The sequence below is a fragment of the Luteolibacter sp. Y139 genome (assembly GCF_038066715.1).
Classification (GTDB): domain Bacteria; phylum Verrucomicrobiota; class Verrucomicrobiia; order Verrucomicrobiales; family Akkermansiaceae; genus Haloferula; species Haloferula soli.
Genome location: NZ_JBBUKT010000001.1, coordinates 314,969 through 340,578 on the forward strand (window position 1 = coordinate 314,969; position 25,610 = coordinate 340,578).

Here is a 25,610-nt window from a genome sequence, read left to right on the forward strand (position 1 = left end):
ATTTGGGGCAAGCAACGGGATGAAAAAAACTTAAGCTTGCCTAAACGTCAAGATTTTTTAAAACTTTAGACATGCTTAACCCTTCCGCTGCATCCAAGAGCCCGCTTTCCTCCCGGATCGCCTTGTCCTTTGCGCTACTGCTGGCAGGCATCTTCGGTCTGGCCGCCGCAATCCTGCTGCCATCGCCCTCTTTTAAAAATAATACCGCAGAAATCCCTGCGTTGAATCCGATCGTGCCGGTCTCTCGTACGACCGTGGGAATCCCCAGCACCGAGGGAGAAATCACCACCCCGCCCGCGGCATCCACGGAAAAGCTGGTGGCCTTCTGCTCACAACACGTGAGCGCAAAGCGCTCCTTCGTCATCTTCCAGCGCGGCACCTGCGTGGTGGTCGATGAGCCCTGCACCGATCCCCTGATGGAGGCCCGCAAGCGCCTGACCGCCTGCGCCGGGCCTGACGCGCCCTTCATCCCCGAGCCGACCAGCGAAGGCGACCTCATCGTGGCCTTCCAGGAGCCCGTCTTTCATCGCTTCACCCGCGAGGAAGTGGCGCTGCTGACGCCCTGGGTGGATCAAATCGCTCCTGCCCTGCTCAGCCCCACCGAGAGCGTGGCCGCCGGTGACAACTGGACGCCGCACGAAAATGCCAAGGTCGGCCTCCTCGCCCGCCGCCGCCTGCAGGAAGATGCCAGCAAGTCAGTGCCGGTCAAAATCATCCGCGCCAAGCCGCAGGAGACCGCAGCACGCTGAGCAATTCAATGTAGCGGCGCGTCTATGACCGTCGCACTTCAGCGGCATCGGCCGCATCTTGAGAGCTCCGGTTCGGATCTGGGCGGATGTCCCTACTTCCCGACAGTCGCAGACCGACTCGGCATCATTCCTCGGACGCCTTCTTTTCCAGCGCCTTCACCCGCTCGATGAGCTTCGGTAACTGCCGGACGTGGGCGCGGGAACGCTGCTCCTCCATATAGTCGTGCGCGGGATTTCCGCCGTAGGTTTTACCGCCCTCGATGTCCTTGGTGACGCCAGTACGGGCGGAAAGAATCGCCTTCGCACCTACCTTCACGTGACCGGCAATGCCGACCTGCGCTGCCGCTACAACATAGTCGGCCAGCTTCACGCTACCGGCGATGCCGGTCTGTGAGACCACCAGGCAATGCCTGCCGATCTGCACGTTGTGCGCGATCTGCACCAGGTTATCGACCTTCGTCCCCTGCCCGATCACAGTGCGGCCGAAGCGCGCGCGGTCGACGGTGGTATTCGCACCGATCTCCACGTCATCCTGCACCTCGACGATGCCGACCTGATCGACCTTCACGTGGCGGCCTTCGATGACCTCGTAGCCGTAGCCATCCGAGCCGATCACGGCCCCCGGCTGGAGAATCACGCGATCCCCGATCAGGCAGCGCTCACGAATCGACACATTGGCGTAAAAGAGACAATCGCGGCCGATCTTCACGTGCTCGCCGACCACGGTATTCGGCCCGATCTCGCTGCCGTCCCCGATTTCAGCGCCGGCCATCACCACGGCGCCGGCGTGAATCCGCACCTTCGCTGGATCCAGTTTCGCCGATTCATCGACACACGCCCGCGGGTGAATGCCCGGGGTGAAAACACGCGCCGTGGCCGCCACGAAATGCTTCACCGCCAGCCCAAAGGCGAAGGACGGGTTGTCCGCGGCGATCAGGGCACTCGTTTCCGGGCCCTCGGTCACGCCACGCGGGACGATCACCGCCCCGGCACGGGTCGCCAGGTACTGATTACGATACTTCTCATTCCCCAGGAAAGAGAGTTCCGAGCCACCGGCCTCATCAAGCGCGCCGATGCCTTCGATCAAAAGATCAGGCCCGCCGCGGACGATGTCACCATCGACCAGGCGGGCCAGTTCGGAAAGGGTCAGGGCCACGGGAAACGCAGCGGACGATCCTTCAACATCACTGGCCATCGCCAGCGCCCTTCGCATCTTCGGACGATGGCGAGCCGGGACCCGACGAAACATCTTCGGACGGCTTGCTTTCGGCCGGCGCATCCTTGTTGAGCTCCTTCAGCAGCACCGCGGTGATGTCGGTGGCGTCCTTCGTGTAGAGGAAGAAGGGCACCTGCGAGGTGCTCAGGCCGGACTTGTCGAAGACGTAGTCATAGTCCTCGGCCTTGGCCTTTTCTTCCACCAGCTTGCGGATTTCCTCCAGGATGCCCTTCATGCGCTGCACCATCTTCTCGTTGAGCAGCTGGTTGCGGCGGGTCAGGAATTCGCGGCGCTCGCGGTCGAGGGCGATGCCTTCCTGCTGCTTCACGTTCCAATCGTTGAAAACGGTCTCCTTCTTCGACTGGGCGATCGTGGGATCCTCCAGCTGCTTGCGCATGGTCTGGAGTTGGTTATCCAGCTCGCGGATGGTGGCGAGGCGATCGTTGTTGTCCTTCTGAATCCGCGCGCGCTCCACGTTGATCTCCTTCTGCGCCTCGTTGGTGCGATGGTATTCCTTGAAAAGCTGCTGCATATCGACGGTCGCGATCTTCAGCTTGCCTTCCTGGGCCACGGCACTCCCGCAGAGAGCGAGTGCGGCAAAGAGGGCGGAAATGCGGCGGATAATGGTCATGAAATGAGTGGGGTTCCCCTTGGGATCTGGCGGAGGCTGAATGGATTTTCCGGCAGCGTCAACGCCCCATCCGCGGAAGGAACCAGCGCCCTTAGGGGGTTGCGGGCCACCCCTCCGCACGTCACCTTCCCGCCATGCGCCAAGCCGCCACGACCGAAGAACTGCGCCGCGAAATCGCCACCCTCCCCCGCCCGCTGGTGCTCGTGCCGACCATGGGCGCCCTCCACGAAGGCCACCTCGCCCTGATGCGCCGCGCCCGCGAGGCCGCCGGCCCGCACGGCACCGTCGCAGTCTCGATCTTCGTCAATCCCATCCAATTCGACCGCCCCGGCGACCTCGCCGCCTACCCCCAGCCGCTGGCGGACGATCTCGCGAAATGCGACGCCGAGGGCGTCGACCTCGTCTTCACCCCGGCCGCCGGCGGCATGTATTTCCCGGACCGCTCGATCACCGTGACGGAATCGTTGCTCTCCCGGCACCTCTGCGGCGCCACCCGCCCCGGCCACTTCGATGGCGTCTGCACGGTCGTCCTGAAGCTCTTCAATCTCTTCCAGCCGGACGCCGCCGTCTTCGGCGAAAAGGATGTCCAGCAGCTCGCCATCCTCCGCCGCATGGTCCGCGACCTCGACGTCCCGGTGGAAATCATCGGCTACCCCACCGTCCGCGAACCGGACGGCCTCGCCATGTCATCCCGCAATGTCCGCCTCACCCCCGAACACCGCGCCGACGCCCCCCGCATCCGCCGCGCCCTCGAAGGCGCCCGCTCCCTCCTCCAATTCGGCGAACGCTCCGCCGCCCCGTTCCTCGCCGCCGCCCGCAAGCACTTGGAAGACTCTCCGTTCCTCCGCATCGACTACCTCGAACTCGTCGACGCCGAGACGCTCCAACCCATCGCCCAAATCAAGCGCCCGTCCGTGCTCGCCACCGCGGTGTTCTATGATGACGTACGACTGATCGATCACATGACGCTGTTGCCGTGAGCGGGCCTCAGCCAGGCTTCCAACATCGCCTTGAATATAGGTAGCCTCGCCTTCGTGCCCCCTTGTGCATCCTGCACCCTAACAGTGCAGATCAATCCGCCCCGAGCAGCGCAGGAATGATCGGGGAGATGCCCGATTGGAGGTCCAGATCGACTTTACCGCGGGTGGCGGAATAGGCCCAAGCAATGAGAAGCCCCGTGCTTACAATCATGGCGAGCAGGGTGTGGTCGGGACGATCCTTCGGGGACGGCGGGGTAGGCTGGTGTCTCATCACCAGCTCTTTCGCAAATGGTGTGCCGGGTTTTCGGACCTCGTGTTAGACGCGCCGCCATGGAGTCACTCTCCTGGCTGGTGAGCGGCGAAGAAATCGAGTAGGCCTTGCGGCGCGTCGTCCCCGAACAAGATCTCCTGCATCTCTTCCGCTGCCTTCGCAGCCGCAGCGCTGCGGAGGAACATGACCTCTTCGTACGCGGCAAGTGCCGCCTCAACATCACCGGGATGGGCCGCAATGGCTGCCCCCAGCTCCGCACCATCCAGCATCGCGAGATTCGCCCCCTCGCCCGAGGGCATTATCAGGTGCGCTGCATCCCCGAGCAGCGTCACGCCAGGCACGCGATCCCACCGATGATCTGCCGGGAGGATGTGAAGCACGCGGGCCGCGGGAACGGTCTCCCCATCGGTGATGAGCGCCCTCAGCTCCGGAGCCCAGCCTTCAAACTCGGCCGCAATGCGGTCCAAGGCTGTCGCTTGGTCGGAGAAATCGATGCTCTCCACCCACTTCTTCGGCTTGTTCAGAGCCACATAGGTGTGCAGCACGCCATTCGGCTCACGATGCGCGAGGATCCCCTTCCCCGGTGCCACAGAAAACATCGAGCCACCGCCAACCGCTTCCGCACTCGCAGGGTGCCGGACATCGCCATCCGACAAATGGGTCTCGATGAAGGTCGTGCCGACATACTCCGGCTTCGCTCCGGAGAGAATCGGGCGGACTTTCGACCAGGCGCCATCGGCACCTACGAGAAGGCTAGTAGTCACGGCGGAGCCATTCGCAAAAGCCACCTCATGCCGCCCCCCGCCAAGCGGACTTACCGAGGCCACCTTGTGCCCCCATCGAATCGTCCCCGCAGGAAGCGACTCCATCAGGATCCGGCGCAGCTCTCCCCGCGGCACCTCGGGCCGGCCTCCCGTCCCATCATCAGGATGGGTCAGCAAAACCTCCCCACCCTTGCCAAGGATCCGCAGCGCCTGACCCCCAGGGTGAATGAGTTCACGGAACTGCTCATGGAGCCCCGCCATCCTGAGCGCGAGCTGTCCGTCCGGCTCGTGAATATCGAGCATTCCTCCTTGGCCACGCGAGTTCGCCGAAGCCTCCGCCTCATAGACGGTCGCGGCGATCCCGTGGACGTGGAGGACCCGCGCAAGAACGAGCCCGCCAAGGCCCGCGCCGATGATCGTGACTGGAGTATCCATAAGTTGGAGCAGGAATGGAACAATGTTCCAGTCCTGTCAACGAATTATTGGAACGCCATTCCATGACAATCGCGCAGATCAAAAGTCCAGTAACAGGATGCCCTCCCATTTTCTCAGCGGTATCGCTCTCATCTTGAATGGCATCGCATCACCCGAAACTCCCCGACCACCATGATCAGAGAGAGCCCCGTACTCGTGTCACGTAGGGTCAGGCGGGAGATGACGCCTACCCGAAGCGTCTTGATCAGAAGCCAAAAAGCACCAGCCTGCCACGATGCTTCCAGCCTCATTCGCGATTCACGAGCGCCCCTGCCACTGCCGGGTGGGCGATGCCGTGGAGGCGATCTGTGTTCCTGAGTGGGAGATCGCCAGCGGCTCCCACGACTACGATCCGGTTGAATCGAACGGTAGCAAATCTCCTTGGAAATTCCGCCGAAGTGCCGTCCCCGGACGAGTCACTGCGGTCGAGATCGTATGGATCCGCGAGTCTTAAAGACCTACGGCAGCTCGCTCAATTCCGTGAACGGTATCAGGAACGTGTGGGGCATCCCGAGGCCGCAGGATTGAAACACATTCCGGAAGGCATGGCGCGCCGTGCGCAGATCCTCATAGCGCCCCCGGCAAAGCCAGAAGGAGGGCACCCCTTGCACGCGGGAAAAGCCTGCGATCTGAAGCTCGGCATTCAAGAGACCGCGCTCCTTTTCGGTCAGCTCCTTCGGGAAATCAAATAAGCCTGCGATGTTCATGGTGAATTTTCAGAAGGTGGCAGGGCAGCGATCATCCATCCCGGAACTCGCCACCTCCAAGTCGAGAGGCATCGATTCCCTGTCGCAACAATGAGGCCAAAAGACCAAGTGGGCCGAAGCCTTGAAATAGCCTCGTCTCCTTTCGATGCCCCCAGCGGGCCGAAGTTCAATTTGCGCTGCCACCATGCAGTTCCCCACTGTTAGGCGCAGGATCGCAGCTTTGCAAGGGGTTCGCTGTTACTCTTTATCATTCTTCATCCCTCTTACCCCGAACACGCAAAATCGGACTTTTCACGGGACCTGCAGCGCCTTCATGCGCGCCTCCGGCAATCCGATCCCGGAGCCGGGAGAAGACGTCGGTTGAAAAGACGGCTCCCGTGCTCTATCGCTCACGATGTCGCAGCCGCGGACCACGATGAAATCCATCCTTCAATGCATCATCATCTGGAGCCTCACACTTCCCAGCGGGTTCGGCGAGGCGGTCGATGCCGTGGGAAAAGGCGGAGCTTACTACGAAGTCCAACTCGGCGAGGATGGAGAGTATTGGTTCCTCATCGTCCCCAGCGACAAGCCCACGGGAGGATCCCACGCCTCGATGGATGGATCGAAGAACGGCAAGCCGGTACTGGCCTTCCGCGACCTCTCGAATGAAACCGAGATCTCCCATCCCAAGGACGCCGCGAACCTGAAGCCCGAATGGCGGGCCTATTGCTTTTCCGTTCGCCTCGATCTCGTGGACAAGCTGACCATGGTTCAAGTCGTGCCTCCACCCGGCGATCTCCCGGGCGGCAAGGTCACCACCACCGACCTTCTCTGGCTCGTGCAAGAGGCGAAAAAAACCGGCCGCTTCAAGGACTTCTCAAAGCAGAAGAACAAGCCTCCAGCAACGACGGTCGATGAAGGAAAAGCGCCACGATAGCGCTCGGGAATTTTGCCTCCTACCGCTGCGGGATCTTTTTCTACAACTTTTGGGAAACCGCGCTGGCCTCAGCCAAGAGGCCAAGCACGGACGTCTTGGGGATCAGCAGAATCGTCTTCATGAAGGAACAAAGCATGGAGCTGGCAAACCAACCCGCTCCCATGAAATGCCGACATCGCCTTCTCTTGTCCCTTGCGTCTACAAACCTTCATGCCAAGCGGCTAGATCCCGGGAAGCTTGCCCGCCTTCTCAATCTCAGCTGCCAATTCATCTTCACCACGCTTCAGCAGCTCGGACACCAGCCCCGCCTTGTCACGTTCCTCCCGGTTCTGGCTCAGCTTGGACACCGCGGAAATGGAGGTAATCCGGATCTCCACACCGATGATCGCCGCTACCAATCCGGCAATGTATTCCGGCTCGCTATCCCCCATTTTCCACGGCTTCGGCTCAGCCGCAGCGGTCTCTTGCTGATGGGTAAGCAGTGCCACCAGCGACCGCAGGGCTTTCGCATCCTCCGTGAAGTGAATGGTTCCCCGCACGTGGACCACCTGATAGTTCCACGTCGGCACCAGGCGATGGGTCTCATGCTTGCTCGGATACCAATTCGGCGAGACGTAGGCATCACCGCCATGAAAGATCACGAGAACCTCACTGCCATCCGCCACCTCATTCCAGATCGGATTCTTCCGCGCCACATGCGCGAGCAGAACGCCGTCACCACCGTCAGATCTGCGATGGACGAAGGGAACATGAGTCGCATCCAGGCCGCTCGACATGGAATAGACCAGCGTGCCGAGCGGATTCTTCGCGATGATCTCGTCGATCACCTCCGGACGATTCTCCTGAAAGTGGGGCGGCACATACATGGCGGGCGAAAGCTGCCGGACCCTACTACCCAACGAACCCTCTGAACAGCCGGACCTCTGAACAGGTCAATCGATTTTTGAAGCAGCTCTGTACTGAAGCCCCCCCCTGAAGTGACCCACAAAGAAGCCTTGATCGTTAGACACCATCGGCCACGTTCGAAGCCGCGAGCGAACTCCTGAGCTGTCATGAAATCCCTGCCGAATGCGCGCCTACGAGCCACCTGGACATGGGCAGCCACCTCATTGCTCCTGAGCTGCACCATCGCTTCCGCACACTCGGGAGGAGGAGAGGCCGGTGGCTTGAAGAGCGGCTTCCTTCACCCCATCACCGGGCTGGATCACGTGGCCGCGATGGTCGCAGTGGGACTATGGGGCGCCTTTCTCGGGTCGCGTGCGACCTGGCTGCTACCGGTGATCTTTCCCATGGTCATGGCTGTGGGCGGAGCGCTCGGCGTGGCGGGTGTGCCGATTCCCGGCGTGGAAACCGGCATCGCACTGTCGGCGATAGCGCTTGGAGGAATGATCGCTTTCGCGGTGCGCCCGCCCCTCTGGGTCGCGGGTGTGATTGTCGGCGTGTTTGCCATTTTCCACGGTCACGCGCACGGCACTGAGCTTCCGGAGTCGGCGAATGCGCTGGCCTTTGCCATTGGCTTCGTGGTGTCGACCGGTCTGCTTCACTTGTGCGGCATTGCCTTCGGCCTGCTGGTGAAATGGCCGTGGGGCAAGGTCGCGGTCCGTGTCGCCGGCGGCGGGATTGCCGCCTTGGGCGCCTGCTTCCTCACCGGCGTGCTTTGATCGGACGACATGGATTCCCTTCTCCTCCGATGATCGATGCTCCCTCCCTACTGAGCGGCCCGTGGCCGTTGGCTCACTCGATGATCAAGGGCCTGGGCGAGTTTCAGAATGGCTTCATTCACCCCTTCATGACGCCCGTGCACGTGCTGGCACTGGTGACCTTTGGCCTGTGGCTCAGTCGGCTGAAGCCGTTTGAACCGGCGAAGGAAGTCGGCACGTTTGCAGCGTCATCGGCCTTGGGTCTCATCGCGGTGCTGGTATTTCCGCGGTTCACCCTGCCCTTGCTGCCGCTGCTGTTAGCCACCATGGCCGTGGCCGGAGTGATTTCCAGCGGCTGGCGTGAACCGCGTGGCATCCGCCTCGCCGGTCTCGCCGTGGCCGGAGCACTACTCGGGATCGAGTCTGCTCCGGACTTTTGGCTCGCGCGCGCGGACGCCTGCAAGAGCGCCGCGGGCTCATGGGCCGCCCTCCAGGTCGGCCTCCTCTGCGTCTCCTACTACACCTCTCTCCTGCCCGATCGCAAGTGGGCGAGCTACGGTGTGCGCATCATCGCCTCATGGGTCATCGCCATCGCAGTGATGGTGATCGCCTTCTTGTATCGGCGGGCCTCTTGATCGGCATCGCACAAACTATCGCTCGGGTGCCTTCACCGCCGCGCCTACACCGGCGAAAGCTTTCCGCTCAAGCGCTGGAACTTCAGCCGATTCACGACTGTGGTCGCGATCAGGTAAGTGATGACAGGGATCATAATAATCCAAGGGAAGATCACAAAACCAGCATCACGGAGCAACGACACGCCGATGTTTCCCAACACGAAGCCAAGCCAAGGCACTCCGCAGAGGAAAGCCGCTTCCCACGAGCGGGAATAGTCGCGGACGGAATCTGACACCATGGAGGGATCCACCGTGAGAGGCGTCTTGCCACGCGCAAGTTCCAACGTGAAACGCTGCTCCGCTCTCGATCGGCCCATCGCTGACCGCCCAAAGAAATACTGCACGGTCCCGGCGATCACGGCGAGAGCAAGCCCCCACAGGCAGTCAGAGATTGAAGTAGTCGGCGGCATGGGAGTGGAGACTTCGTAGCTATCATTTCACAAAAGCGCGCCCTCTTCGACTACGAAAACAGCATCGCACTCCAATCATTCCCGCCTCCGCTCCCGGCGATTCTCGGTCATCTGCTGATGCAGCTTCTCCACATTGTAGAGGTAGCTGGCGCGGTCCTTCTCGGTGTAGGTGAACTCCAGCAGGCCGGCTTTCTTGAGCAGTTGCACGGCGAGGTTGAAGACAATGCTCCCCACCACTACGACCCAGAAGAGCACATCAAACACCCAGACCCAGCTCTTCTCACCGAAATAGAACCCACCGACGAAGTAGAACACGAGCAACCCCGTGCCGAGGCGCATCAAACGCCGCCATGTCGTGTAGCGTAGCTGTATCATGATTTGCCGGGAGGCGACTGCAGGAAGCCTCTCAAAGAAACCGCCACTTTCCGACTGGAAAAGCTCCTTCTATTTCCATGGGACTTGGCCACAGCGACGCCGTGGTCTCGAAGGTTGCCGGGGGCTCCTACCCCCTCGTGACGGTTTTTGCTCTTTTCCCCCGCGGTTCCGTGACCATCCTGCCGCCCCCATGACGTGCGACTTCCTGGTGATCGGCGCGGGCATTGCCGGTCTGACCTTTGCCATCCGTGCCGCGAAGCACGGATCGGTGATCGTGTTGACCAAAGGCGGCGCGCTTGATTCGAACACGGCCTGGGCCCAGGGCGGACTCGCCTCGGTCTTGCCAGAGGGCCTGCGCGATGCGGGCGACAGCCTCGACCTCCACATCGCCGACACGCTCGATGCCGGTGCCGGCCTCTGCAATGAAGACGTCGTCCGCGCCATCGTCAGCGAGGGTGCCGCCACCGTGGACGATCTCGTTTCGCACGGCGTCGATTTCGACAAGGAAGGCGACCATTTCCAACTCGGCAAGGAAGGCGGCCACTCGAAGCGCCGCATCCTCCACGCCCGCGATACCACCGGCCGCGAGATCGCCGAGTCGCTGGTGGAAGTCGCTCGCGCCACTCCGAATCTCACGCTGTTAGAAGACCACTTTACCATCGACCTCATCACCACCGGCAAGCTCGGCGTGGTCACAGAGGACCGCGTCCTTGGTGCCTACGTGTTGGAGAAAGCCAGCGGCGAAGTGAAGATCTTCAGGTCCGATCGCGTGGTGCTCGCCACCGGCGGTTGCGGCAAGGTGTATCTCTATACCACGAATCCCGACTCCGCCACCGGTGACGGCGTGGCGATGGCTTGGCGCGCGGGAGCAAGCGTCGCGAACATGGAGTTCATCCAGTTCCACCCCACCTGCTTCTACAACCCCGCCGCGATGGGTGCCGAGGCGCGCTCCTTCCTCGTGAGCGAGGCAGTGCGCGGCGAAGGCGGCATCCTCATCAATGCGAAGGGGGAAGACTTCACCAAGAAGGCCGACCCCCGCGGCTCGCTCGCACCCCGCGATATCGTCGCCCGCGCGATCGACCGCGAAATCAAGCGGACCGGTGCCCCTTGCGTTTACCTCGATGTCACGCACAAGCCCGCCGGCTTCATGCGCGAGCGCTTTCCCTTCATCTACGAGAAGCTCCGTAGTTTCGGACTGGATTGCGAAAAGCAACCCATCCCCGTGGTGCCTGCCGCCCACTACCAATGCGGCGGCGTCGTCACCGACATCAATGGCAAGACCACCATCCGCGGGCTCTACGCCATCGGTGAAGTCGCCTGCACCGGCCTCCATGGTGCAAATCGCCTCGCGTCTAATTCTTTGCTAGAGGGCAACGTCACCGCCCGCCGCGCCATTGAGGAAATCCTTCACCACTACGGGCTCGGGAAGCACACGGATGACGCACCGGAGATCCCGGCATGGCATCATGGCGACGTCGCCGTGCCGGATGAATTGGTCGTTATTTACCACAATTGGGACGAGCTGCGGCGTTTGATGTGGGACTACGTGTCGATCGTCCGCACCGACAACCGGCTGAGGCGCGCCGCCACGCGATTGCGTAATTTGAAAAAAGAAGTCCGCGAGTTTTACTGGGGCCATCGTGTCACCGCCGATATTCTAGAGTTGCGCAACCTCGTCGCGGTCGCTTCTCTCGTCGTCGATTGCGCGATACGACGCCGTGAGTCGAGAGGCTTGCACCACACGCTAGACTACCCGGGCACGGACGATCGTTTCTTGAAGGACACCATTCTGCGACGCTTTTAATAAAAGTTAACAATGGGAAGAAGAGCAACTGAAGCCAACAAACAAAGCCGGGCGGGACATGCCGCCGGGCTCGTTTTGTCGGCGCTGGTTGCCTTGATCCCCGTCGCAGGTGCTCAGCAACCGGCGGCCAAAACCACCGGCTATGTGCCACGCGTGGTGATCCCGACTTCGGACCGCGCGACCGCTCCGGTGCGCCCGGTGAATCCGGCCGTTGGACAGGTTTATCCGTGGAGGTTGAATATCACGGCTACGGTTTTTTGGATCGGCGAGCTGCCATCCGGCAATAATCCGACGCCAAACAACAAGTCCTCATGGGACCAAGAGTGGTCGTCGAATTACGGCGGCTACGACAATCCCGAACCATCGGCCCGCATCGCCAATTACGCCGGCCAGGATTTCCGGCCGAAGGGTTTCACGCCGCGATTGAATCCGTTTTACATCGCCCTGCCCTACAATGACGTGGCCGGCTGGGCTGCCCATAAGCCGGAAGCCTGCAAGGTCATCCCGTGGTTCAATCGCATGAACCCGGAACCCGGCAAGACCGTCCTGAAAGGTCGCTGGGTCCAGATCTTCAACGGCAAGTACAGCTGCTACGCCCAGTGGGAAGACTGCGGACCGTGGGTGACGGACGACTACGAGTACGTCTTCCTCAACAAGCCGCCGAAGAACACGTCCAACAAGGCCGCCGGCATCGATATTTCCCCTTCCGTCCGCGACTACCTGAATCTCCAGTCCGGAAAGAAGTGCCACTGGCGTTTCGTCGAGGCCGCCCAGGTTCCGTATGGTCCTTGGAAGAAGTACGGCCAGCAGGCTCCGCAACCCGTCCGCGGTAGCGGCCCGGTTCTGGCCCAATCTCAGACTCCTGCTCCGGCACAGCCCCGGAGCTCCAGCCCGACCCCGGTCGCCGGTGGTCCGGACGTGGGCGCACAGCGCGCCTACCTCGAGTATCTCCGGAAGATCCGGGACGAGCAGTCGATGAAGAAGCCCGCCAAGCCGGAGCTGGAAACCGACGGCTGATCGCTTCCCTGCCTCCTCTAACAGAGGCTCCGGATTTCCCCAGAGGCTAGCTATTCCCGCTTTCCCGGCCGTGTTCTGGCCCATCCACACCGGTACAGTAGCCTTCGAGTGACTCTGCGATTGCCGGAAGGCCCGTGCCTTCCCTAGCTTCCGGTCCGTGATTGGCCGCTTCCTCCTCCCGCTGCTGGTTTTCTCCTTTGCTCCCGCCGGGGCCCAACAACCCTTCGTGCCGGACATCGGCGCGAATGTTTCCCGGCCGTGGCCGGGGAAGGATTTTTGGACGAATCCCGCGGAGGACTGGACGCTCTCGAAAGGACGTCTTGAGAACACCTTCTCCGGCGGCAACCGCAATGTCACCCTGCTCACCGCCGAACTGACCGAAGCTGCCGAGCCCTTCACCGCGCGCGTCTTGCTCGATCAGGTGTCGTTCGAACTCTTCGGCGACGGCTTCGTGGGCCTGCAGGCTGGAGTCCGTGGCGAAAGCGGTGACTACCGCGAGGCCGCAGTCACCGGCGTGGGCTTTGCCGCCGGCATCGATTTCACCGGCCACCCTTTCCTCGGAGGAAAGAAGGCCGAGGGCGAGCCGCTGCCGCTCCCGCTACGCGGCATCGTGCTCGAACTGAAAGGCGAGCCCGATGGTGCCGATCGCTACAAGCTGAGCCTGCTGGTTCAGGATGCGACCGGAAAAATCCTCCGCACGGTCACCTCCACGGCACACGCCTCGTGGCTGCCGGGTTTGGTATCCATGACCTCGTCGAGCCAGGCACCGCCGCTCGTGGATCTCGCATCGGCCCGCCCCGCACAAGTCCCGCCCATCCCACAGGCGCGCCAAGGCGAGGGCCGCTTCGGCTTCAGCAAGTTCTCCGTGTCCGGCGCGAAGTTCGCCCTCCATCCGGAGCGAGCCTTCGGCCCCATCCTGTGGACCACCTACACGATGGATAATGACGGCACTCTCTGCCTGCTTCTCCAGGCCGCACCCTTCGCTCGCACCGAGAAGATGGATGCCGAGCTGGTGCTACCCGGCCGTGATCCCATCGTCACCACGCTCGAGCCGGTCTCCCGCACCGCCCGCTTCCGCGTGCTGAAGCTGGATCCGGCCAAGACCATGCCCTACGAGGTGAAGCTAGCCGGCGATTCCTACAAGGGCACCATCCGTCCCGCCGCCAATGGCCGGCCGCTGAAAATCGCCACGCTTTCCTGCAATGACGCCACCGGCTTCCCGCACCGGGATCTGGTGGAAAACGTCCGCGCGCAGGCTCCCGATTTCATCACCTTCCTGGGCGACCAGATCTACGAAGGCATCGGCGGCTACTCGCTGATCTACGATCACCGCCCCGGTGACCGCCCGGTCCTCTCCTACCTCCGCAAGTATGCCATGCATGGCTGGACCTGGCGGGATGTCCTGCGCGATACGCCCTCGATCACCATCCCGGACGATCACGATGTCTTCCACGGCAATCTGTGGGGCGCAGGTGGTGAGCCGGCCGATATCTCGAAAGGCTACGGAGACAGCTCGCAGGACGGCGGCGGCTACAAGATGTCGGTCGAGTTTGTGAATGCAGTGCATCGCACCCAGACCGGGAACCTGCCGGATCCCGCCGACCCGTCACCCTGCCGCAGCGGCATCAGCGTCTATTTCACCCGCCATGCATGGGGTCCGCTCGACTTCTTGGTCATGGCCGACCGCCAGTTCAAGTCCGCTCCAAAGGTGGCCCTGCCGGGCGCGAAGATCGAAAACGGCTGGCCACAATCGATTTCCTGGGACGCCAAGACCGCCACTCCCGAAGGCGAGGTCCAGTTGCTGGGCAGCCGCCAGGAAGCCTGGCTCGCCCGCTGGGCCAAGAACCCGGCGAAGGGTTCGAAATTCCGGATCGCCCTCTCGCAGACACCGTTTTGCGCACCGCAAACCCTGCCGAAAAACGTCCACTCCGATACCGATCTCCCGACCATTCCTGCCGTCAAACCCGGCGAATACGCCCCCGATGACGAGCCAAAGGCCGATTACGATACCAATGGCTGGCCACAGGCACCGCGGCTGAAAGCTCTGGAACTTCTTGCCGAGGCCCATGCGGTCCACATTACCGGAGACGAGCACCTCGGTAGCACCGGCCAATACGGACTCAAAGGTTGGAGCGATGGCCCGTGGTGGATCAGCTCGCCCGCCACCGCCGACATCTCGCCGCGCCGTTGGATGCCATCGGAAGAAGGCAAGAACCGCCGCAATGGCGCACCGAAGTGGACGGGCGACTTTGACGACGCCTTCGGCAATCACATGACGGTCCATGCCGTGGCGAATCCGCAGGACAACGACCGTCAGCCCGCCCGGATTTTCGACCACGCCGTCGGCTACACCATCACCACGTGGGATCCCGCCAGCGGCAAGGTCCGCCTGGAAAACTGGCCCTACTGGGCCTCCCCCGCCAAGCCCGCCCCGGACAACCAGCCCTACCCCGGCTGGCCCGTGATGATCGATCCTGCGAGCGGAAAGCGGGTGGATTGAAATGGGCCTCCGTTAGCTCGGGCCCCGTTAGCTTCATCGTAGCCTACGCAACCTCCGCCTTCGCAGCCCAAGCAATCTCTGCCTTTCAGCACCAACGGTGCGACATCCCTCAGCCCAGCCCATCGGGCTGGGTTTTTCATGCACAGGACATGGCGGCCTGAAGGGCCGCGAGACGTGCACGGCCCTCCTCTCCCCAACGATCGACAGCTCCTCCAATCCACACCACGCTTGACGAATCGGCCACCGCAGCGTCCCCGTCATGCCCGCTGTCCATGCTCGAGTTCCTCAGATCCGCATCGGTGCTGCAGGTGACGCTATTCTTCCTGCTGGCCAATATCGTGATCTTCACGTCCTCGGTGGCGCTCTGCTGGTGCCTCGGCCGCTGGTTCGGCACGCGCCGCATCTTTGATCGATGGGAACCGCTGCGCCCGGTGGAAATGGCCGCAGCCCTCGGTGCCGTCGTCTTGAATAGTTTCGTCTCCGTCGGCGGCTGGTTCCTCTGGACTCGCGACATCATCGTGCTGAAAGACACCGGCATCTTGCGCGCCGCCGCTGACTGCATCGTCATGGTGCTGTCCATGGACCTCGGCATGTATGTCTTCCATCGCGCCGCCCATCTGTCGTGGGTGTATCGCTGGCTCCATCGCTTCCACCACCGGCACGAGACCACGAATCCGATCAGCCTCTTCGTGCTTCATCCGGCGGAGGTCATCGGCTTCGGCGCACTGATGATCCTGTTTCTAACGGCCTATCCCATGAGCACCGAAGGACTGGTGGCCTACCTCTCGCTGAACGTGCTGTTTGGAACACTGGGACACTCCGGCGTCGAGCCCTTCCCCGCCGCTTGGGGAAAGGTGCCGCTGCTGCGTCTCCTCGGCACCTCCACTTTTCACGCGGAGCACCACGAGCATCCGAAATACAACTTCGGCTTCTACACGCTGTTGTGGGACAAGCTCTTCGGCACGCTCGATCCGGACTACGAGCGTCGCTTCCGCCAGGACACCACCGAGTGAACTCTCGCGCTCGCCATTGCCAGCCGCCGGACTCACTGAAACACTCCGCCCATGCAGCGCGTGGTGGTCATCAATGTGGTCGGGCTTTCCCCTTCCCTGCTCGGTCCTTCCACGCCCCGGCTGAAGGCATTCGCGGACAAGCACGGCCTCCAAGCCTTCCGCCCCGCCTTCCCCGCCGTCACCTGCACCGCCCAGTCCTCCATGCTCACCGGCACCTGCCCGCGTGAGCACGGCATCGTCGCGAATGGCTGGTATGATCGCGAGAGCGCCGAGGTGCGCTTCTGGAAACAGAGCAACCACATCGTCCACGGCGAAAAAGTCTGGGAGCACCTGCGCCGCAAGCACCCCGGCTTCACCTGCGCCAAGCTCTTCTGGTGGTACAACATGTATTCCACCGCGGACATCTCGATCACCCCGCGCCCGCTCTATCCCGCTGATGGCCGGAAGGTCTTCGACATCCACACCCAACCGATGGATATGCGCGAACGGATCAAGGCCGACCTCGGAGCCTTCCCCTTCCCCTCCTTCTGGGGCCCGGCCGCCGGCATCCCCTGCTCCGAGTGGATCGCCGCCTCCGCGCGTTGGGTGGAAGAGCGTGAGAAGCCGACGCTCAGCCTGATCTACCTGCCTCACCTCGACTACTGCCTCCAAAAATTCGGCCCCGGTGCACCTGAGATCACGCCCGAGCTGGAAGCCATCGACCGCGTCACCGGCGAGCTCATCGCCTTCCTCGAAAGAAGCGGCATCAAGGTGCTTGTCGTTTCCGAATACGGCATCTCCAAAGTCACGCGGCCGATCCACCTCAATCGCCTCTTCCGCCAAAAAGGCTGGCTACAGATCAAGGACGAGCTCGACCGCGAGACCCTCGATGCCGGTGGCTCGAAAGTTTTCGCCGTCGCCGATCACCAGATGGCCCACGTTTACATCAATGATCCCTCGCTACAGCGCCAAGTGCGGAGTCTGTTAGAAGGGACGAACGGCATCGACGAGGTCCGCACCGCCGGTGAAATGTGGGGCAGCGGCGTCGGTGCGCAGCGGGCCGGTGACCTCGTCGCGATCTCCAAGCCCGACTCGTGGTTCACCTACTACTATTGGAATGACGACGCGAAGGCTCCCGACTTCGCCCGCTGCGTCGATATCCACCGCAAGCCGGGCTACGATCCCGCAGAACTGTTCCTCGATCCCGCCATCTCGAACCCGAAGCTCAAGATCGCCAAATTCCTCCTCAAGAAGAAGCTCGGCCTGCGCGGCCTGCTGGAAGTCATCCCCCTTGATGCCACCCTCGTAAAAGGCTCCCACGGCCGCGATGTCGTGGAGGATGGCGAAAAGCCGCTCATCCTCGGCTCGCCCGTGCCCGTAGCCAGCGCGGAGGACGTTTTCGGGGCCATCGTCGCAGCCGTGAGCGGTTCCTGACCAGCATCGCCGAATCAAAACTTTGCGTCACAAAGTTTATCCTTGTCAGAAACCGTCCGTCTGCAACGAATACCAAGAGTGAAGCAGCCCCTTCCCGCTGGTGTCCTTGTAATGGCGATTGTCGGAATCTCCGCCTACGCCATCACTGCGCTTATCGCCGAGGCGAATATGTGGACCGGCACCATCGCTAGAACTCCGATGGAAGCCATCTGGAAGAGCATCGCCCTCATCAAAACGGAACGCCGGGTTCCCGATGACATCACCAGAGGCCTCGCCCTCGCGGGTTCCCAAAAACCCGATGAGGATAGAAGCCCTGTCGAAGTCCCGGTCCTTCATCGCCCTGCCGACGCTGAAATCCGCTGGACCGAGCCTTGGACGGAGAAGCGGAAAGAGACTTTCCCGGGCTATCCCACTCGCGGGGCGATTTTCCCCGGCTACCCCGCCGGCGGAGAAACCCGTGCGGACTTCTGATCAGGGAGTCTCATGAACGGCTCCGGAAAGACCCTCAAGGTCATCTCCCTCATCGTCTCAGGCCTGCTGGCCATCGCGGCACTGATTTTCCTCATCCTCTCCCCCGGCAACCCAAAGCAAGCCGAGGCCGTCTTGGAATATACGGCACCGCCCGGTTTCAATCCCGCCGGACTGACGAGTGCCCTCGAGGCACTCCGCAACGATCAGGGCTTCCTCCTGGAAGTCGCCATCCGCGGCAATTTCACCAAGTCATGGGATCCCAAGCGGGATGAAAAGGCAGCCAAGCTCGGCAATTTGCTGACCTTCGAACCAAAGTCCAAGGAGCCCGCCGTCTCCATTCGTTTCGCCCATCCCAAGGCCCCCACCGCCCTGAACGTCGCCTACGTGGCCGCGGCAGTCGCCAAAGAGAGACTGGAGTCGCAGCAGCAACAGCTCGCGAAGGAGATCCTCGGCCAAGAAGATGCCGTGGAGGACAAACGGAAGCTCCTAGAGCAGATCCGCCAGATTGAAGCCCTCCCGGCTGGCGATCCCCGGAAGAAATCCGGTTGGAACGAAGGCTACTCGCACTTTGTCGATCCTCAGAACGACTACGAATGCTCGATTCAGAAGCTCGACGAACTCAGAGCCCGGATCCTCGTCTCAATCCGGCCGATCCGCGCGGCGACCTTGACGAGCGAGCAATGACCTCCCGCGCCGCCTGATTCCGTCTTCAGCACCCGCCGGAAGCCCCGCCAAAACGCCAATTTTGCGCCCGGAACTAATTTTTGTCACAAATCGCGCGTTTGCGACGAATACCAACTGTGAAGTCGCCTCTCTCCACCGGTGTAGTCCTCATGGCCGTGGCCGGCGTTTCCGCCTATGCCGTCGCGGCTCTCATGTCCGAGGCGAATCTCCGGACCGGCACGGTCACCCGATCGCCCTTCGAAGCCATCGCGAAAAGCGTGGCCACCCTCAGAACGGACCGCCACCTGCACGACGCCCACGAAGTCTTCCCCCAAGCTCCGGAACTTCTGTTTCGCGACGAAGCACCTAGCATCGACCGCGGACACTAGTCGACCTCCCCTCCGCAATCCTTGCCCGCCCGCTGGATCGCCTCTTCCAGCGTCTGGTGGGATTTCACGATCATCGCCTCGCGCATCGGAACCTCATAGAGCCTCTCCTTGACGAGCTCAGGATTCAGCCGGCCAGTCGAAAAAAGCAGCGCCAGCAACTCGATATCCTTCGGCCTCCCCGCCTGGCACTTGGCAGCCGCCATGTCGTGCGGCTCTAAACAGAACGCCCGTTCAACTCCGGGCACCGGCACCAACCGCTCCTCCCAGTCCTTGGGAAACTGCTCAAAGGCGAAGGGACGGACAATGTCGGCGTAGTATCCGAAATGATCGTGGAATGCTCGATCCTCGCCGAACATCTTGTGGAGCATGATTCCGACCTCTTCTTCAAACGGAAGAGGCACCATATCCGCGTCAAAGGTCTTGGAAAGTGGACCACCATGATCATCGCCAAGGTCCGGAAACAATGGCAGTAGGGAGGCTGATCCAAAGACGATGATCTTCTCCGCCTCGGAGGTGCCCAAGACGACCCGGGCCAAATGCTTCAATGTGTCCAGGCGCATGCGAACTGGTCGAGCTCCTCGTCATTCAATACCCCCGGAAACGGCGAGCAGCTTTTCAGCATCCGCGGATACTCCCCGTCATCTCGCAGAAAAGCCAGTAGCTCGGCAAACCCTTCCGCCGACGCTTGCGCCCGCTCAATCATCTCCCGCCAAATAACCAGCGCCCGGACATCCCCCAGCCGGTCCATTTTGATCCACCGCTCAATATTCCGCAGCGGGATCTCCAGCAATTCCGGCTGCCGCTCGATCTTGTCGGCGGTAAACAGCCACTTCTGGTAAATCAGCGGGTTCAGCCAGACGTAGTCCTCCGGAATCACGGCCACACCCTATCAGCCGACCGGCCGCCCCGCAAGCCGCGCTCCGGGGCACGCCGTCTGCTTTACGGTTGCGCTCTCCCGGACGGCTTCCTAGCGTTCGCTCCGGTTTTACGACCCGAGCCCTTTTCCCATGAAAATCCGCCATTTCGCCCTCCCAGCCCTCGCTGCATCGATTGCCGCCCTCGGTCTCTCCAATTGCAACAAGGGTGGCGGCGACGCGATCAAGGTCGGCGAGTTCGCCTCGCTCACCGGCAAGGAAGCCACCTTCGGCACTTCCTCCCATGAGGGCACCCTGCTCGCCGTCGAGGAAATCAACGCCGGCGGCGGCGTCCTCGGTAAAAAAATCCAGCTCCTCACCGAGGACAACCAGTCCAAACCCGGTGAATCCACCAACGCCGTCAACAAGCTGATCTCGAAGGACGGCGTCGTCGCCGTCCTCGGCGAAGTCGCCTCCAGCCGCTCCTTCGAAGCCGCGCCGGTCTGTCAGGATAACAAAATCCCGATGATTTCGCCCGCCTCGACCAATCCCTCGGTCACCGAGGTCGGCGACTATATCTCGCGTGCTTGCTTCACCGATCCTTTCCAAGGAGCCGCCCTTGCCAACTTCGCCACCGGCGAACTGAAGGCCACCAAGATCGCGATGCTCACCGACGTGAAGAGCGACTACAGCAAGGGCCTCGCGAAGTTCTTCAAAGAGAAGTTCCTCGCCAATGGCGGCACGCTCGTCACCGAGCTCGACTACAACGGCGGCGACAAGGACTTCAAGGCCCAGCTCACCACCATCAAGAACGGCAATCCACAGGCGGTCTTCGTCCCCGGCTACTACACGGACGTCGCCCTCATCGCGATCCAGGCCAAGCAGCTCGGCCTCTCCGTCCCGCTCTTCGGCGGAGACGGCTGGGAAAGCAGCGTGCTGCTCGATATCGGCAAGGAAGCCATGAACGGCAACTACTTCTCCACCCACTGCGCCGCCGACCAAGGCACGCCGAAGATGACCGCCTTCGTGGATGCCTATAAGAAGAAATTCAATGGCAAGACACCGGATGCGATGGCCGTGCTCGGCTACGACTCCGCCATGCTGCTCGCCGATGCCATGAAGCGCGCCGCCACCACCGAGGGACCCAAGCTCCGCGATGCAATCGCCGCCACCAAGGACTTCGAAGGCGTCAGCGGCAAGTTCTCGCTCAACAAGAACCGCGACGCCGTGAAGGCCCTCGTCTTCATCAAGATCGAAGACGGCAAGTTCCGTTACACCGCCACCGTCAATCCTTGATCGGAACCTAGCGGCGCGAACGGCATGGACATTCAGCAGACGATCCAGCAGCTCATCAACGGTCTCGGGCTGGGATCGATCTACGCCCTCATCGCTCTCGGTTACACGATGGTGTATGGGGTACTGCGGTTCATCAACTTCGCCCACAGCGATGTCCTGATGCTCGGGGCCTTCGCCGCCTTCTTCCTCGCACCGATGGTGGAGAAGGCGCTGGGCCCGCAGTCAGTGATGGGCGCGATTCTCGTCATCATCCTCGCTGCGGCGATCTGCGCGTGCATCGGCATGTTGATCGAGTTTCTCGCCTACCGGCCGCTGCGCAAGCGACCGAAGCTCACGGTGCTCATCACCGCGATCGGCGTATCACTGTTCATCGAGTTCACCTGTCAGAACGATGCGGTCTTGGGCTCGGCCACCCGCTCGTTCCCTAAGCTACTGCCTGAAAAGCAATTCACCTTCGGCAACCTCGTCATCGGCAGCACGGACATTCTAGTCCCCGTGGTCACCCTGCTGCTGCTCGGTGCGATGTGGTTGATCGTCCAGAAAACCCGCGTCGGCACCGCCATGCGCGCCGTTTCCTACAACCAGCAAGCGGCCTCGCTGATGGGCGTGCCGGTGAATCGCATCATCTCCTTCACCTTCGGCCTTGGCTCGGCACTCGCCGCAGTGGCGGGCATCCTCTACTCGATGAAGGCCCCGGGCATCGAGCCGCTGATGGGCGTGCAGCCCGGCCTTCGCGCCTTCATCGCTGCGGTCGTCGGGGGCATCGGAAACTTGCCGGGTGCCGTCCTCGGCGGCCTGCTGATCGGTATTCTGGAAACCTTCGCCGGCGGCATTCCCGGACTCTCGAACTACCGCGATGCCATCGCCTTCGGGATCCTGATCCTGATCCTGCTCTTCAAACCCGCCGGCCTCCTCGGTCGCGCCACCATCGAGAAAGTCTGATGCCCTTCTCCGGAGCAAAACGCTGGCTCATCGTCGGCATCGCACTCGCGGTGCTCGCTTCTTTCTTTTCCGGTGAGATGAATCGCTACTACCTCGGCATCGTCATCGATGTCGGCATCGCGATCATCCTCGCCGTCAGCCTGAATCTCATCAATGGCCACACTGGCCAATTCAGTCTCGGCCACGCCGGCTTCATGGCCGTGGGCGGCTACTTCGCCGCCTGGCTCTCCCTGCACATGGGGGCAAATGCCAAGCTGTTCTTTCCCCTCTCGCTGTTGGCCGGCGGCGTTCTCGCGGCCGTGGTCGGCCTCTGCGTCGGCATTCCATCGCTGCGCTTGCGCGGCGACTACCTCGCCATTGTCACGCTCGGCTTCGGGGAAATCATCCGGGTGATCGCGCAGAATACCGAGGCCGTCGGCGCGGCCAGCGGCCTGAAGGGCATCCCGAAGTTCACCACCCTCGGCTGGACCTTCGGCCTCGCCGCCCTGACCATCTACGCGATCACCGCACTGGTGAATTCCACCTACGGCCGCGGCTTCCTCGCCGTGCACGATGACGAGATCGCCGCCGAGTCGTCCGGAATCAATACCGTCCGCTACAAGGTCACCGCCTTCGTCACCGGCGCCTTCTTCGCAGGCATCGCCGGCGGGCTCTATGCCCACCACAAGCAGTTCCTCTCGCCCACCGGTTTCGACTGGCTGAAGTCCGTCGAGATCGTGGTCATGGTCATCCTCGGCGGCATGGGCCGCACCGTCGGAGTCATCGCCGCCGCCATCCTGCTCACCGTCTTGCCCGAGCTGCTGCGCGACTTCGCCGAATACCGAATGATCGTCTACGCGCTGCTCATCATCTTCATGATGCTGCTGCGCCCGGGCGGCCTGTTTTCGATCAATCTCAAGCGCCGCTCTTCCGCCGCATGAGCACGCCGCTGCTGCAACTCGAGAACGTCACGATTAAGTTCGGCGGCCTCACGGCGGTCAGCGAACTAACGACCACCATCGACGAAGGCCAGCTCGTCGGTCTCATCGGCCCGAACGGCGCCGGCAAGACAACGGCGTTCAACATGATCACCGGCGTCTATCAGCCGACCTCAGGCACCATTCGCTTCGCCGGCAAATGCACCGCCGGGATCAAACCGAGCCGCCTCACAGCCCAAGGCATCGCCCGCACTTTCCAGAATATCCGCCTCTTCGGCTCGCTTAGCGTGCTCGACAACATCCGCGTCGCAAAGCAACTCCACAATACCCAGAACTACCTCGGTTCGCTGTGGCGGGGCAAAGGCTGGCGGAACAGTGAGGCGACCATCGAGAAGGACGCCTTGGAGCTGTTGGAGATCTTCGATCTCGCAAAGTGCCGCGACGAAATGGCGACCTCCCTCCCCTACGGCGACCAGCGCCGCTTGGAAATCGTGCGCGCCCTCGCCACCAAGCCGAAGCTGCTGCTGCTTGATGAACCCGCCGCCGGCATGAACCCGTCCGAGAAGGACGACCTCATGCACCTCATCCGCTTCATCAAGGACCGATACCAGCTCGCCGTCCTGCTCGTGGAGCACGACATGAAGGTCGTCATGGGCATCTGCGAGCGCATCGCCGTGCTCGAATACGGCCGCAAGATCGCCGAAGGCACCCCGAAGGAAATCCAGTGCCACCCGAAGGTCATCGAGGCCTACCTCGGAGCCGCCGCCACCCCGATCGAGCATGCTTGAGGTCGACAATCTCCACGTGTCCTACGGGGCCATCAAGGCACTTCACGGGGTATCCCTGAAAGTGCCGCAAGGAAGCATCGTCACCTTGATCGGAGCGAATGGAGCAGGCAAATCGACCACCCTGCGCGCTCTCTCCGGCTTGGTGAAGGCAGCATCCGGCAGCATCCGCTACGCCGGTGAGGAAATCACCAATCTTCCCGCCCACAAGATCGTCTCCCGCAGCCTCTGCCACGTCCCCGAGGGCCGCATGGTCTTCGCCAATCTCACCGTGAAGGAAAACCTCGCGATGGGTGCCTACCTCCAGCGCGACAAGGCATGGATCGCCAAGCAGACTGATTACGTCTTCCGCCTCTTCCCTCGCCTCAAGGAACGCGAGAACCAGGCCGCTGGCACCATGTCCGGCGGCGAGCAGCAGATGCTGGCCATCGGCCGCGCGCTGCTGAGTAATCCCAAGTTCCTGATGCTCGATGAGCCCTCGCTCGGCATCGCCCCACTGCTGGTGAAGTCGATCTTCGAGCGCATCGTCGAAATCAACCGCGAGCAAGGCCTCACCATCCTGCTGGTCGAGCAGAACGCCAATCTCGCGCTCGACGTCTCTAGCTACGGCTACGTCCTTGAGACCGGCAAGATCCTGCTCGAAGGTCCCTCCGCCGAGCTAAAGGCGAATCCCAAGGTCCAGGAAGCCTACCTCGGCGCCTAAGGAGTATCGACATTCTGTCGACACGGCGAGGACCGCAGGTCCACGCTCCTCACATCCGCTTCGCCATGAAAATCTTCACCGACCTCACCACCACCCCGGAGCTTCTCGAGTATCTCCGCGACGGCATCGCCCCACACGAACTCCTGCGCCCCTCACAAAGCGGAGCCTCCGTCCTCGCCGACGTCCCCACCGACCCGATCATGCAGGAGGCCGACATCGTCCTCGGCCAACCCCGCGTCGATGCCGTCCTCTCCTCGCCGAACCTGAAGTGGCTCCAGGTCAGCACCGCCGGCTACACCCGCTACGACACCGCCGACTTCCGCACCGCCGTGCAGGCGAAAGGCGTCACCGTCACAAACAGCTCCCACGTTTACGACGATCCCTGCGCCGAGCACGTCCTCGCCTTCATGCTCGCGAACGCCCGTCAATTCCCCCGCGCCCTCAAGTCACGCTGCGCAAACGGCTCGCCCGAATGGAACGACCTCCGCCGCGAGAGCAAGCTCCTCCAAGGCCAGTCGCTACTCATCATCGGCTACGGTGCCATCGCCGAGCGCGTGATCGAGCTGCTCACCCCCTTCCGCATGGACATCACCGCCATGCGCCGCAACGTCCGCGGCGATGAGAAGGTGAAGATCGTCACTCCCGACGAAGTCGCCGCCGCCCTCGGCGAAGCCGACCACGTCATCAACATCCTCCCCGACAACGCCGAATCCCTGCGCTGGTTCAATGCCACCCGCTTCGCGCAGATGAAGCCCGGCTCGATCTATTACAACATCGGCCGCGGCACCACGACCCATCAGGAAGACCTCGCCGCCGCCCTCAAGTCCGGCCACCTCGGCGCCGCCTGGCTCGATGTCACCGACCCCGAGCCCTTGCCCGACGACCACATCCTCTGGACCTGCGAGAACTGCCACATCACCCCGCACACCGCCGGCGGCCAATTCGAAGAATCGCGCGTCCTCATCCGACACTTCCTCGAAAACCTCCGCCGCTACGAAAAGGCCGAGAAACTGGTGAACCGGATCATGTGACC

Annotated in this window: 30 protein-coding genes; 20 read left to right on the forward strand and 10 right to left on the reverse strand. The window is 62.2% G+C overall.

Translation table 11 applies throughout. The features are described 5' to 3' along the window. Positions 1–71 precede the first annotated feature (71 nt). Entirely contained in the window at positions 72–749 is a 678-nt protein-coding gene (locus WKV53_RS01390) for a hypothetical protein (RefSeq protein WP_341402547.1), read from the forward strand. Between the two features lie 124 nt (positions 750–873). Here WKV53_RS01390 and lpxD read toward each other — a convergent pair whose 3' ends face one another. Together lpxD and WKV53_RS01400 are read right to left on the reverse strand one after the other, a co-directional pair. After that, complete coding sequence (lpxD, locus tag WKV53_RS01395) at positions 874–1,905, reverse strand: UDP-3-O-(3-hydroxymyristoyl)glucosamine N-acyltransferase (RefSeq protein ID WP_341402548.1); 1,032 nt, start codon at positions 1,903–1,905, stop codon at positions 874–876. A gap of 28 nt (positions 1,906–1,933) precedes the next feature. Then, a complete protein-coding gene (locus WKV53_RS01400) occupies positions 1,934–2,596 on the reverse strand; it encodes an OmpH/Skp family outer membrane protein (protein WP_341402549.1) in 663 nt (220 codons plus the stop codon). Between the two features lie 134 nt (positions 2,597–2,730). Between WKV53_RS01400 and panC the strand changes: the two genes are divergently transcribed. Beyond that, a complete protein-coding gene (gene panC, locus WKV53_RS01405; protein ID WP_341402550.1) occupies positions 2,731–3,576 on the forward strand; it encodes a pantoate--beta-alanine ligase in 846 nt (281 codons plus the stop codon). A gap of 91 nt (positions 3,577–3,667) precedes the next feature. On the opposite strand, the gene WKV53_RS01410 is transcribed toward panC, so the two are convergent. Together WKV53_RS01410 and WKV53_RS01415 are read right to left on the reverse strand one after the other, a co-directional pair. Beyond that, complete coding sequence (locus tag WKV53_RS01410) at positions 3,668–3,847, reverse strand: hypothetical protein (RefSeq protein WP_341402551.1); 180 nt, start codon at positions 3,845–3,847, stop codon at positions 3,668–3,670. A gap of 65 nt (positions 3,848–3,912) precedes the next feature. Next, on the reverse strand, positions 3,913–5,046 hold the full coding sequence (locus tag WKV53_RS01415; RefSeq protein WP_341402552.1) for an FAD-dependent oxidoreductase: 1,134 nt from the start codon (positions 5,044–5,046) through the stop codon (positions 3,913–3,915). Positions 5,047–5,320: 274 nt separating this feature from the next. Here WKV53_RS01415 and WKV53_RS01420 point away from each other — a divergent pair, with 274 nt between their 5' ends. Next, the gene (locus tag WKV53_RS01420) at positions 5,321–5,539 is read left to right on the forward strand and encodes a hypothetical protein (RefSeq protein WP_341402553.1); all 219 of its coding nucleotides are present in this window, start codon (positions 5,321–5,323) and stop codon (positions 5,537–5,539) included. A gap of 4 nt (positions 5,540–5,543) precedes the next feature. On the opposite strand, the gene WKV53_RS01425 is transcribed toward WKV53_RS01420, so the two are convergent. After that, entirely contained in the window at positions 5,544–5,792 is a 249-nt protein-coding gene (locus tag WKV53_RS01425; protein WP_341402554.1) for a hypothetical protein, read from the reverse strand. Between the two features lie 415 nt (positions 5,793–6,207). Between WKV53_RS01425 and WKV53_RS01430 the strand changes: the two genes are divergently transcribed. Then, positions 6,208–6,711, forward strand: a complete 504-nt coding sequence (locus tag WKV53_RS01430; RefSeq protein WP_341402556.1) for a hypothetical protein — start codon at positions 6,208–6,210, stop codon at positions 6,709–6,711. A 221-nt stretch (positions 6,712–6,932) separates the two neighbouring features. Here WKV53_RS01430 and WKV53_RS01435 read toward each other — a convergent pair whose 3' ends face one another. Continuing rightward, a complete protein-coding gene (locus WKV53_RS01435; RefSeq protein WP_341402557.1) occupies positions 6,933–7,577 on the reverse strand; it encodes an FMN-binding negative transcriptional regulator in 645 nt (214 codons plus the stop codon). Positions 7,578–7,763: 186 nt separating this feature from the next. On the opposite strand from WKV53_RS01435, the gene WKV53_RS01440 reads away from it, so the two are divergent. Beyond that, positions 7,764–8,372 carry a HupE/UreJ family protein gene (locus tag WKV53_RS01440; RefSeq protein ID WP_341402558.1) on the forward strand — a complete coding sequence of 203 codons (609 nt, stop codon included), beginning with the start codon at positions 7,764–7,766 and terminating at the stop codon, positions 8,370–8,372. Between the two features lie 29 nt (positions 8,373–8,401). Next, positions 8,402–8,986, forward strand: a complete 585-nt coding sequence (locus WKV53_RS01445; RefSeq protein WP_341402559.1) for a HupE/UreJ family protein — start codon at positions 8,402–8,404, stop codon at positions 8,984–8,986. Positions 8,987–9,030: 44 nt separating this feature from the next. On the opposite strand, the gene WKV53_RS01450 is transcribed toward WKV53_RS01445, so the two are convergent. Both WKV53_RS01450 and WKV53_RS01455 read right to left on the reverse strand, forming a co-directional pair. After that, positions 9,031–9,435 (reverse strand): hypothetical protein, encoded by a 405-nt coding sequence (locus WKV53_RS01450; RefSeq protein WP_341402560.1) that lies wholly within the window; start codon positions 9,433–9,435, stop codon positions 9,031–9,033. 75 nt (positions 9,436–9,510) lie between these two features. Further along, positions 9,511–9,810, reverse strand: a complete 300-nt coding sequence (locus WKV53_RS01455) for a hypothetical protein (RefSeq protein ID WP_341402561.1) — start codon at positions 9,808–9,810, stop codon at positions 9,511–9,513. A 190-nt stretch (positions 9,811–10,000) separates the two neighbouring features. Between WKV53_RS01455 and nadB the strand changes: the two genes are divergently transcribed. The 8 genes from nadB (at position 10,001) to WKV53_RS01495 (ending at position 19,080) form a co-directional block, all read left to right on the forward strand. After that, positions 10,001–11,614 (forward strand): L-aspartate oxidase, encoded by a 1,614-nt coding sequence (nadB, locus tag WKV53_RS01460; protein ID WP_341402562.1) that lies wholly within the window; start codon positions 10,001–10,003, stop codon positions 11,612–11,614. A 93-nt stretch (positions 11,615–11,707) separates the two neighbouring features. Then, positions 11,708–12,631, forward strand: coding sequence for a hypothetical protein (locus WKV53_RS01465; protein WP_341402563.1), 924 nt, complete (start codon positions 11,708–11,710; stop codon positions 12,629–12,631). A gap of 157 nt (positions 12,632–12,788) precedes the next feature. Continuing rightward, entirely contained in the window at positions 12,789–15,131 is a 2,343-nt protein-coding gene (locus WKV53_RS01470; RefSeq protein ID WP_341402564.1) for an alkaline phosphatase D family protein, read from the forward strand. 272 nt (positions 15,132–15,403) lie between these two features. Continuing rightward, on the forward strand, positions 15,404–16,144 hold the full coding sequence (locus WKV53_RS01475; RefSeq protein ID WP_341402565.1) for a sterol desaturase family protein: 741 nt from the start codon (positions 15,404–15,406) through the stop codon (positions 16,142–16,144). A 51-nt stretch (positions 16,145–16,195) separates the two neighbouring features. Next, the gene (locus tag WKV53_RS01480) at positions 16,196–17,557 is read left to right on the forward strand and encodes an alkaline phosphatase family protein (protein ID WP_341402566.1); all 1,362 of its coding nucleotides are present in this window, start codon (positions 16,196–16,198) and stop codon (positions 17,555–17,557) included. Positions 17,558–17,635: 78 nt separating this feature from the next. After that, on the forward strand, positions 17,636–18,028 hold the full coding sequence (locus WKV53_RS01485) for a hypothetical protein (RefSeq protein WP_341402567.1): 393 nt from the start codon (positions 17,636–17,638) through the stop codon (positions 18,026–18,028). A gap of 12 nt (positions 18,029–18,040) precedes the next feature. Beyond that, entirely contained in the window at positions 18,041–18,712 is a 672-nt protein-coding gene (locus WKV53_RS01490) for a hypothetical protein (protein WP_341402568.1), read from the forward strand. A gap of 116 nt (positions 18,713–18,828) precedes the next feature. Beyond that, positions 18,829–19,080 carry a hypothetical protein gene (locus WKV53_RS01495; protein ID WP_341402569.1) on the forward strand — a complete coding sequence of 84 codons (252 nt, stop codon included), beginning with the start codon at positions 18,829–18,831 and terminating at the stop codon, positions 19,078–19,080. Here the strand turns inward: WKV53_RS01495 and WKV53_RS01500 are convergent. Beyond that, positions 19,077–19,640 carry a DUF6036 family nucleotidyltransferase gene (locus tag WKV53_RS01500; protein ID WP_341402570.1) on the reverse strand — a complete coding sequence of 188 codons (564 nt, stop codon included), beginning with the start codon at positions 19,638–19,640 and terminating at the stop codon, positions 19,077–19,079. The two genes, WKV53_RS01495 and WKV53_RS01500, sit on opposite strands and share 4 nt — an antisense overlap. Continuing rightward, complete coding sequence (locus tag WKV53_RS01505; RefSeq protein ID WP_341402571.1) at positions 19,622–19,957, reverse strand: hypothetical protein; 336 nt, start codon at positions 19,955–19,957, stop codon at positions 19,622–19,624. Before WKV53_RS01505 ends, WKV53_RS01500 begins: the two co-directional genes overlap by 19 nt. A 130-nt stretch (positions 19,958–20,087) precedes the next feature. On the opposite strand from WKV53_RS01505, the gene WKV53_RS01510 reads away from it, so the two are divergent. From WKV53_RS01510 to WKV53_RS01535, 6 genes are all read left to right on the forward strand, one after another. Further along, on the forward strand, positions 20,088–21,230 hold the full coding sequence (locus WKV53_RS01510; protein ID WP_341402572.1) for an ABC transporter substrate-binding protein: 1,143 nt from the start codon (positions 20,088–20,090) through the stop codon (positions 21,228–21,230). A 30-nt stretch (positions 21,231–21,260) separates the two neighbouring features. Continuing rightward, positions 21,261–22,172, forward strand: a complete 912-nt coding sequence (locus WKV53_RS01515) for a branched-chain amino acid ABC transporter permease (protein ID WP_375341822.1) — start codon at positions 21,261–21,263, stop codon at positions 22,170–22,172. Beyond that, positions 22,172–23,092 (forward strand): branched-chain amino acid ABC transporter permease, encoded by a 921-nt coding sequence (locus tag WKV53_RS01520; RefSeq protein ID WP_341402574.1) that lies wholly within the window; start codon positions 22,172–22,174, stop codon positions 23,090–23,092. The genes WKV53_RS01515 and WKV53_RS01520 overlap by 1 nt, the downstream gene beginning before the upstream one ends. After that, positions 23,089–23,877 (forward strand): ABC transporter ATP-binding protein, encoded by a 789-nt coding sequence (locus tag WKV53_RS01525; RefSeq protein ID WP_341402575.1) that lies wholly within the window; start codon positions 23,089–23,091, stop codon positions 23,875–23,877. The genes WKV53_RS01520 and WKV53_RS01525 overlap by 4 nt, the downstream gene beginning before the upstream one ends. Beyond that, the gene (locus WKV53_RS01530) at positions 23,870–24,577 is read left to right on the forward strand and encodes an ABC transporter ATP-binding protein (protein ID WP_341402576.1); all 708 of its coding nucleotides are present in this window, start codon (positions 23,870–23,872) and stop codon (positions 24,575–24,577) included. The genes WKV53_RS01525 and WKV53_RS01530 overlap by 8 nt, the downstream gene beginning before the upstream one ends. A gap of 65 nt (positions 24,578–24,642) precedes the next feature. Beyond that, the gene (locus WKV53_RS01535; RefSeq protein ID WP_341402577.1) at positions 24,643–25,608 is read left to right on the forward strand and encodes a D-2-hydroxyacid dehydrogenase; all 966 of its coding nucleotides are present in this window, start codon (positions 24,643–24,645) and stop codon (positions 25,606–25,608) included. Positions 25,609–25,610 lie beyond the last annotated feature (2 nt).

Bases quoted from the DNA above. Each gene is read 5' to 3' on its own strand.
- WKV53_RS01445 (WP_341402559.1), top strand. From the start codon at position 8,402: ATGATCGATGCTCCCTCCCTACTGAGCGGCCCGTGGCCGTTGGCTCAC.
- WKV53_RS01410 (WP_341402551.1), bottom strand. From the start codon at position 3,847: ATGAGACACCAGCCTACCCCGCCGTCCCCGAAGGATCGTCCCGACCAC.
- WKV53_RS01525 (WP_341402575.1), top strand. From the start codon at position 23,089: ATGAGCACGCCGCTGCTGCAACTCGAGAACGTCACGATTAAGTTCGGC.
- WKV53_RS01490 (WP_341402568.1), top strand. From the start codon at position 18,041: ATGAACGGCTCCGGAAAGACCCTCAAGGTCATCTCCCTCATCGTCTCA.
- WKV53_RS01440 (WP_341402558.1), top strand. From the start codon at position 7,764: ATGAAATCCCTGCCGAATGCGCGCCTACGAGCCACCTGGACATGGGCA.
- WKV53_RS01530 (WP_341402576.1), top strand. From the start codon at position 23,870: ATGCTTGAGGTCGACAATCTCCACGTGTCCTACGGGGCCATCAAGGCA.
- WKV53_RS01475 (WP_341402565.1), top strand. From the start codon at position 15,404: ATGCTCGAGTTCCTCAGATCCGCATCGGTGCTGCAGGTGACGCTATTC.
- nadB (WP_341402562.1), top strand. From the start codon at position 10,001: ATGACGTGCGACTTCCTGGTGATCGGCGCGGGCATTGCCGGTCTGACC.
- WKV53_RS01510 (WP_341402572.1), top strand. From the start codon at position 20,088: ATGAAAATCCGCCATTTCGCCCTCCCAGCCCTCGCTGCATCGATTGCC.
- WKV53_RS01425 (WP_341402554.1), bottom strand. From the start codon at position 5,792: ATGAACATCGCAGGCTTATTTGATTTCCCGAAGGAGCTGACCGAAAAG.
- WKV53_RS01535 (WP_341402577.1), top strand. From the start codon at position 24,643: ATGAAAATCTTCACCGACCTCACCACCACCCCGGAGCTTCTCGAGTAT.
- WKV53_RS01390 (WP_341402547.1), top strand. From the start codon at position 72: ATGCTTAACCCTTCCGCTGCATCCAAGAGCCCGCTTTCCTCCCGGATC.
- WKV53_RS01455 (WP_341402561.1), bottom strand. From the start codon at position 9,810: ATGATACAGCTACGCTACACGACATGGCGGCGTTTGATGCGCCTCGGC.
- WKV53_RS01480 (WP_341402566.1), top strand. From the start codon at position 16,196: ATGCAGCGCGTGGTGGTCATCAATGTGGTCGGGCTTTCCCCTTCCCTG.
- panC (WP_341402550.1), top strand. From the start codon at position 2,731: ATGCGCCAAGCCGCCACGACCGAAGAACTGCGCCGCGAAATCGCCACC.
- WKV53_RS01420 (WP_341402553.1), top strand. From the start codon at position 5,321: ATGCTTCCAGCCTCATTCGCGATTCACGAGCGCCCCTGCCACTGCCGG.
- WKV53_RS01450 (WP_341402560.1), bottom strand. From the start codon at position 9,435: ATGCCGCCGACTACTTCAATCTCTGACTGCCTGTGGGGGCTTGCTCTC.
- WKV53_RS01400 (WP_341402549.1), bottom strand. From the start codon at position 2,596: ATGACCATTATCCGCCGCATTTCCGCCCTCTTTGCCGCACTCGCTCTC.
- WKV53_RS01435 (WP_341402557.1), bottom strand. From the start codon at position 7,577: ATGTATGTGCCGCCCCACTTTCAGGAGAATCGTCCGGAGGTGATCGAC.
- WKV53_RS01520 (WP_341402574.1), top strand. From the start codon at position 22,172: ATGCCCTTCTCCGGAGCAAAACGCTGGCTCATCGTCGGCATCGCACTC.
- WKV53_RS01500 (WP_341402570.1), bottom strand. From the start codon at position 19,640: ATGCGCCTGGACACATTGAAGCATTTGGCCCGGGTCGTCTTGGGCACC.
- WKV53_RS01415 (WP_341402552.1), bottom strand. From the start codon at position 5,046: ATGGATACTCCAGTCACGATCATCGGCGCGGGCCTTGGCGGGCTCGTT.
- WKV53_RS01430 (WP_341402556.1), top strand. From the start codon at position 6,208: ATGAAATCCATCCTTCAATGCATCATCATCTGGAGCCTCACACTTCCC.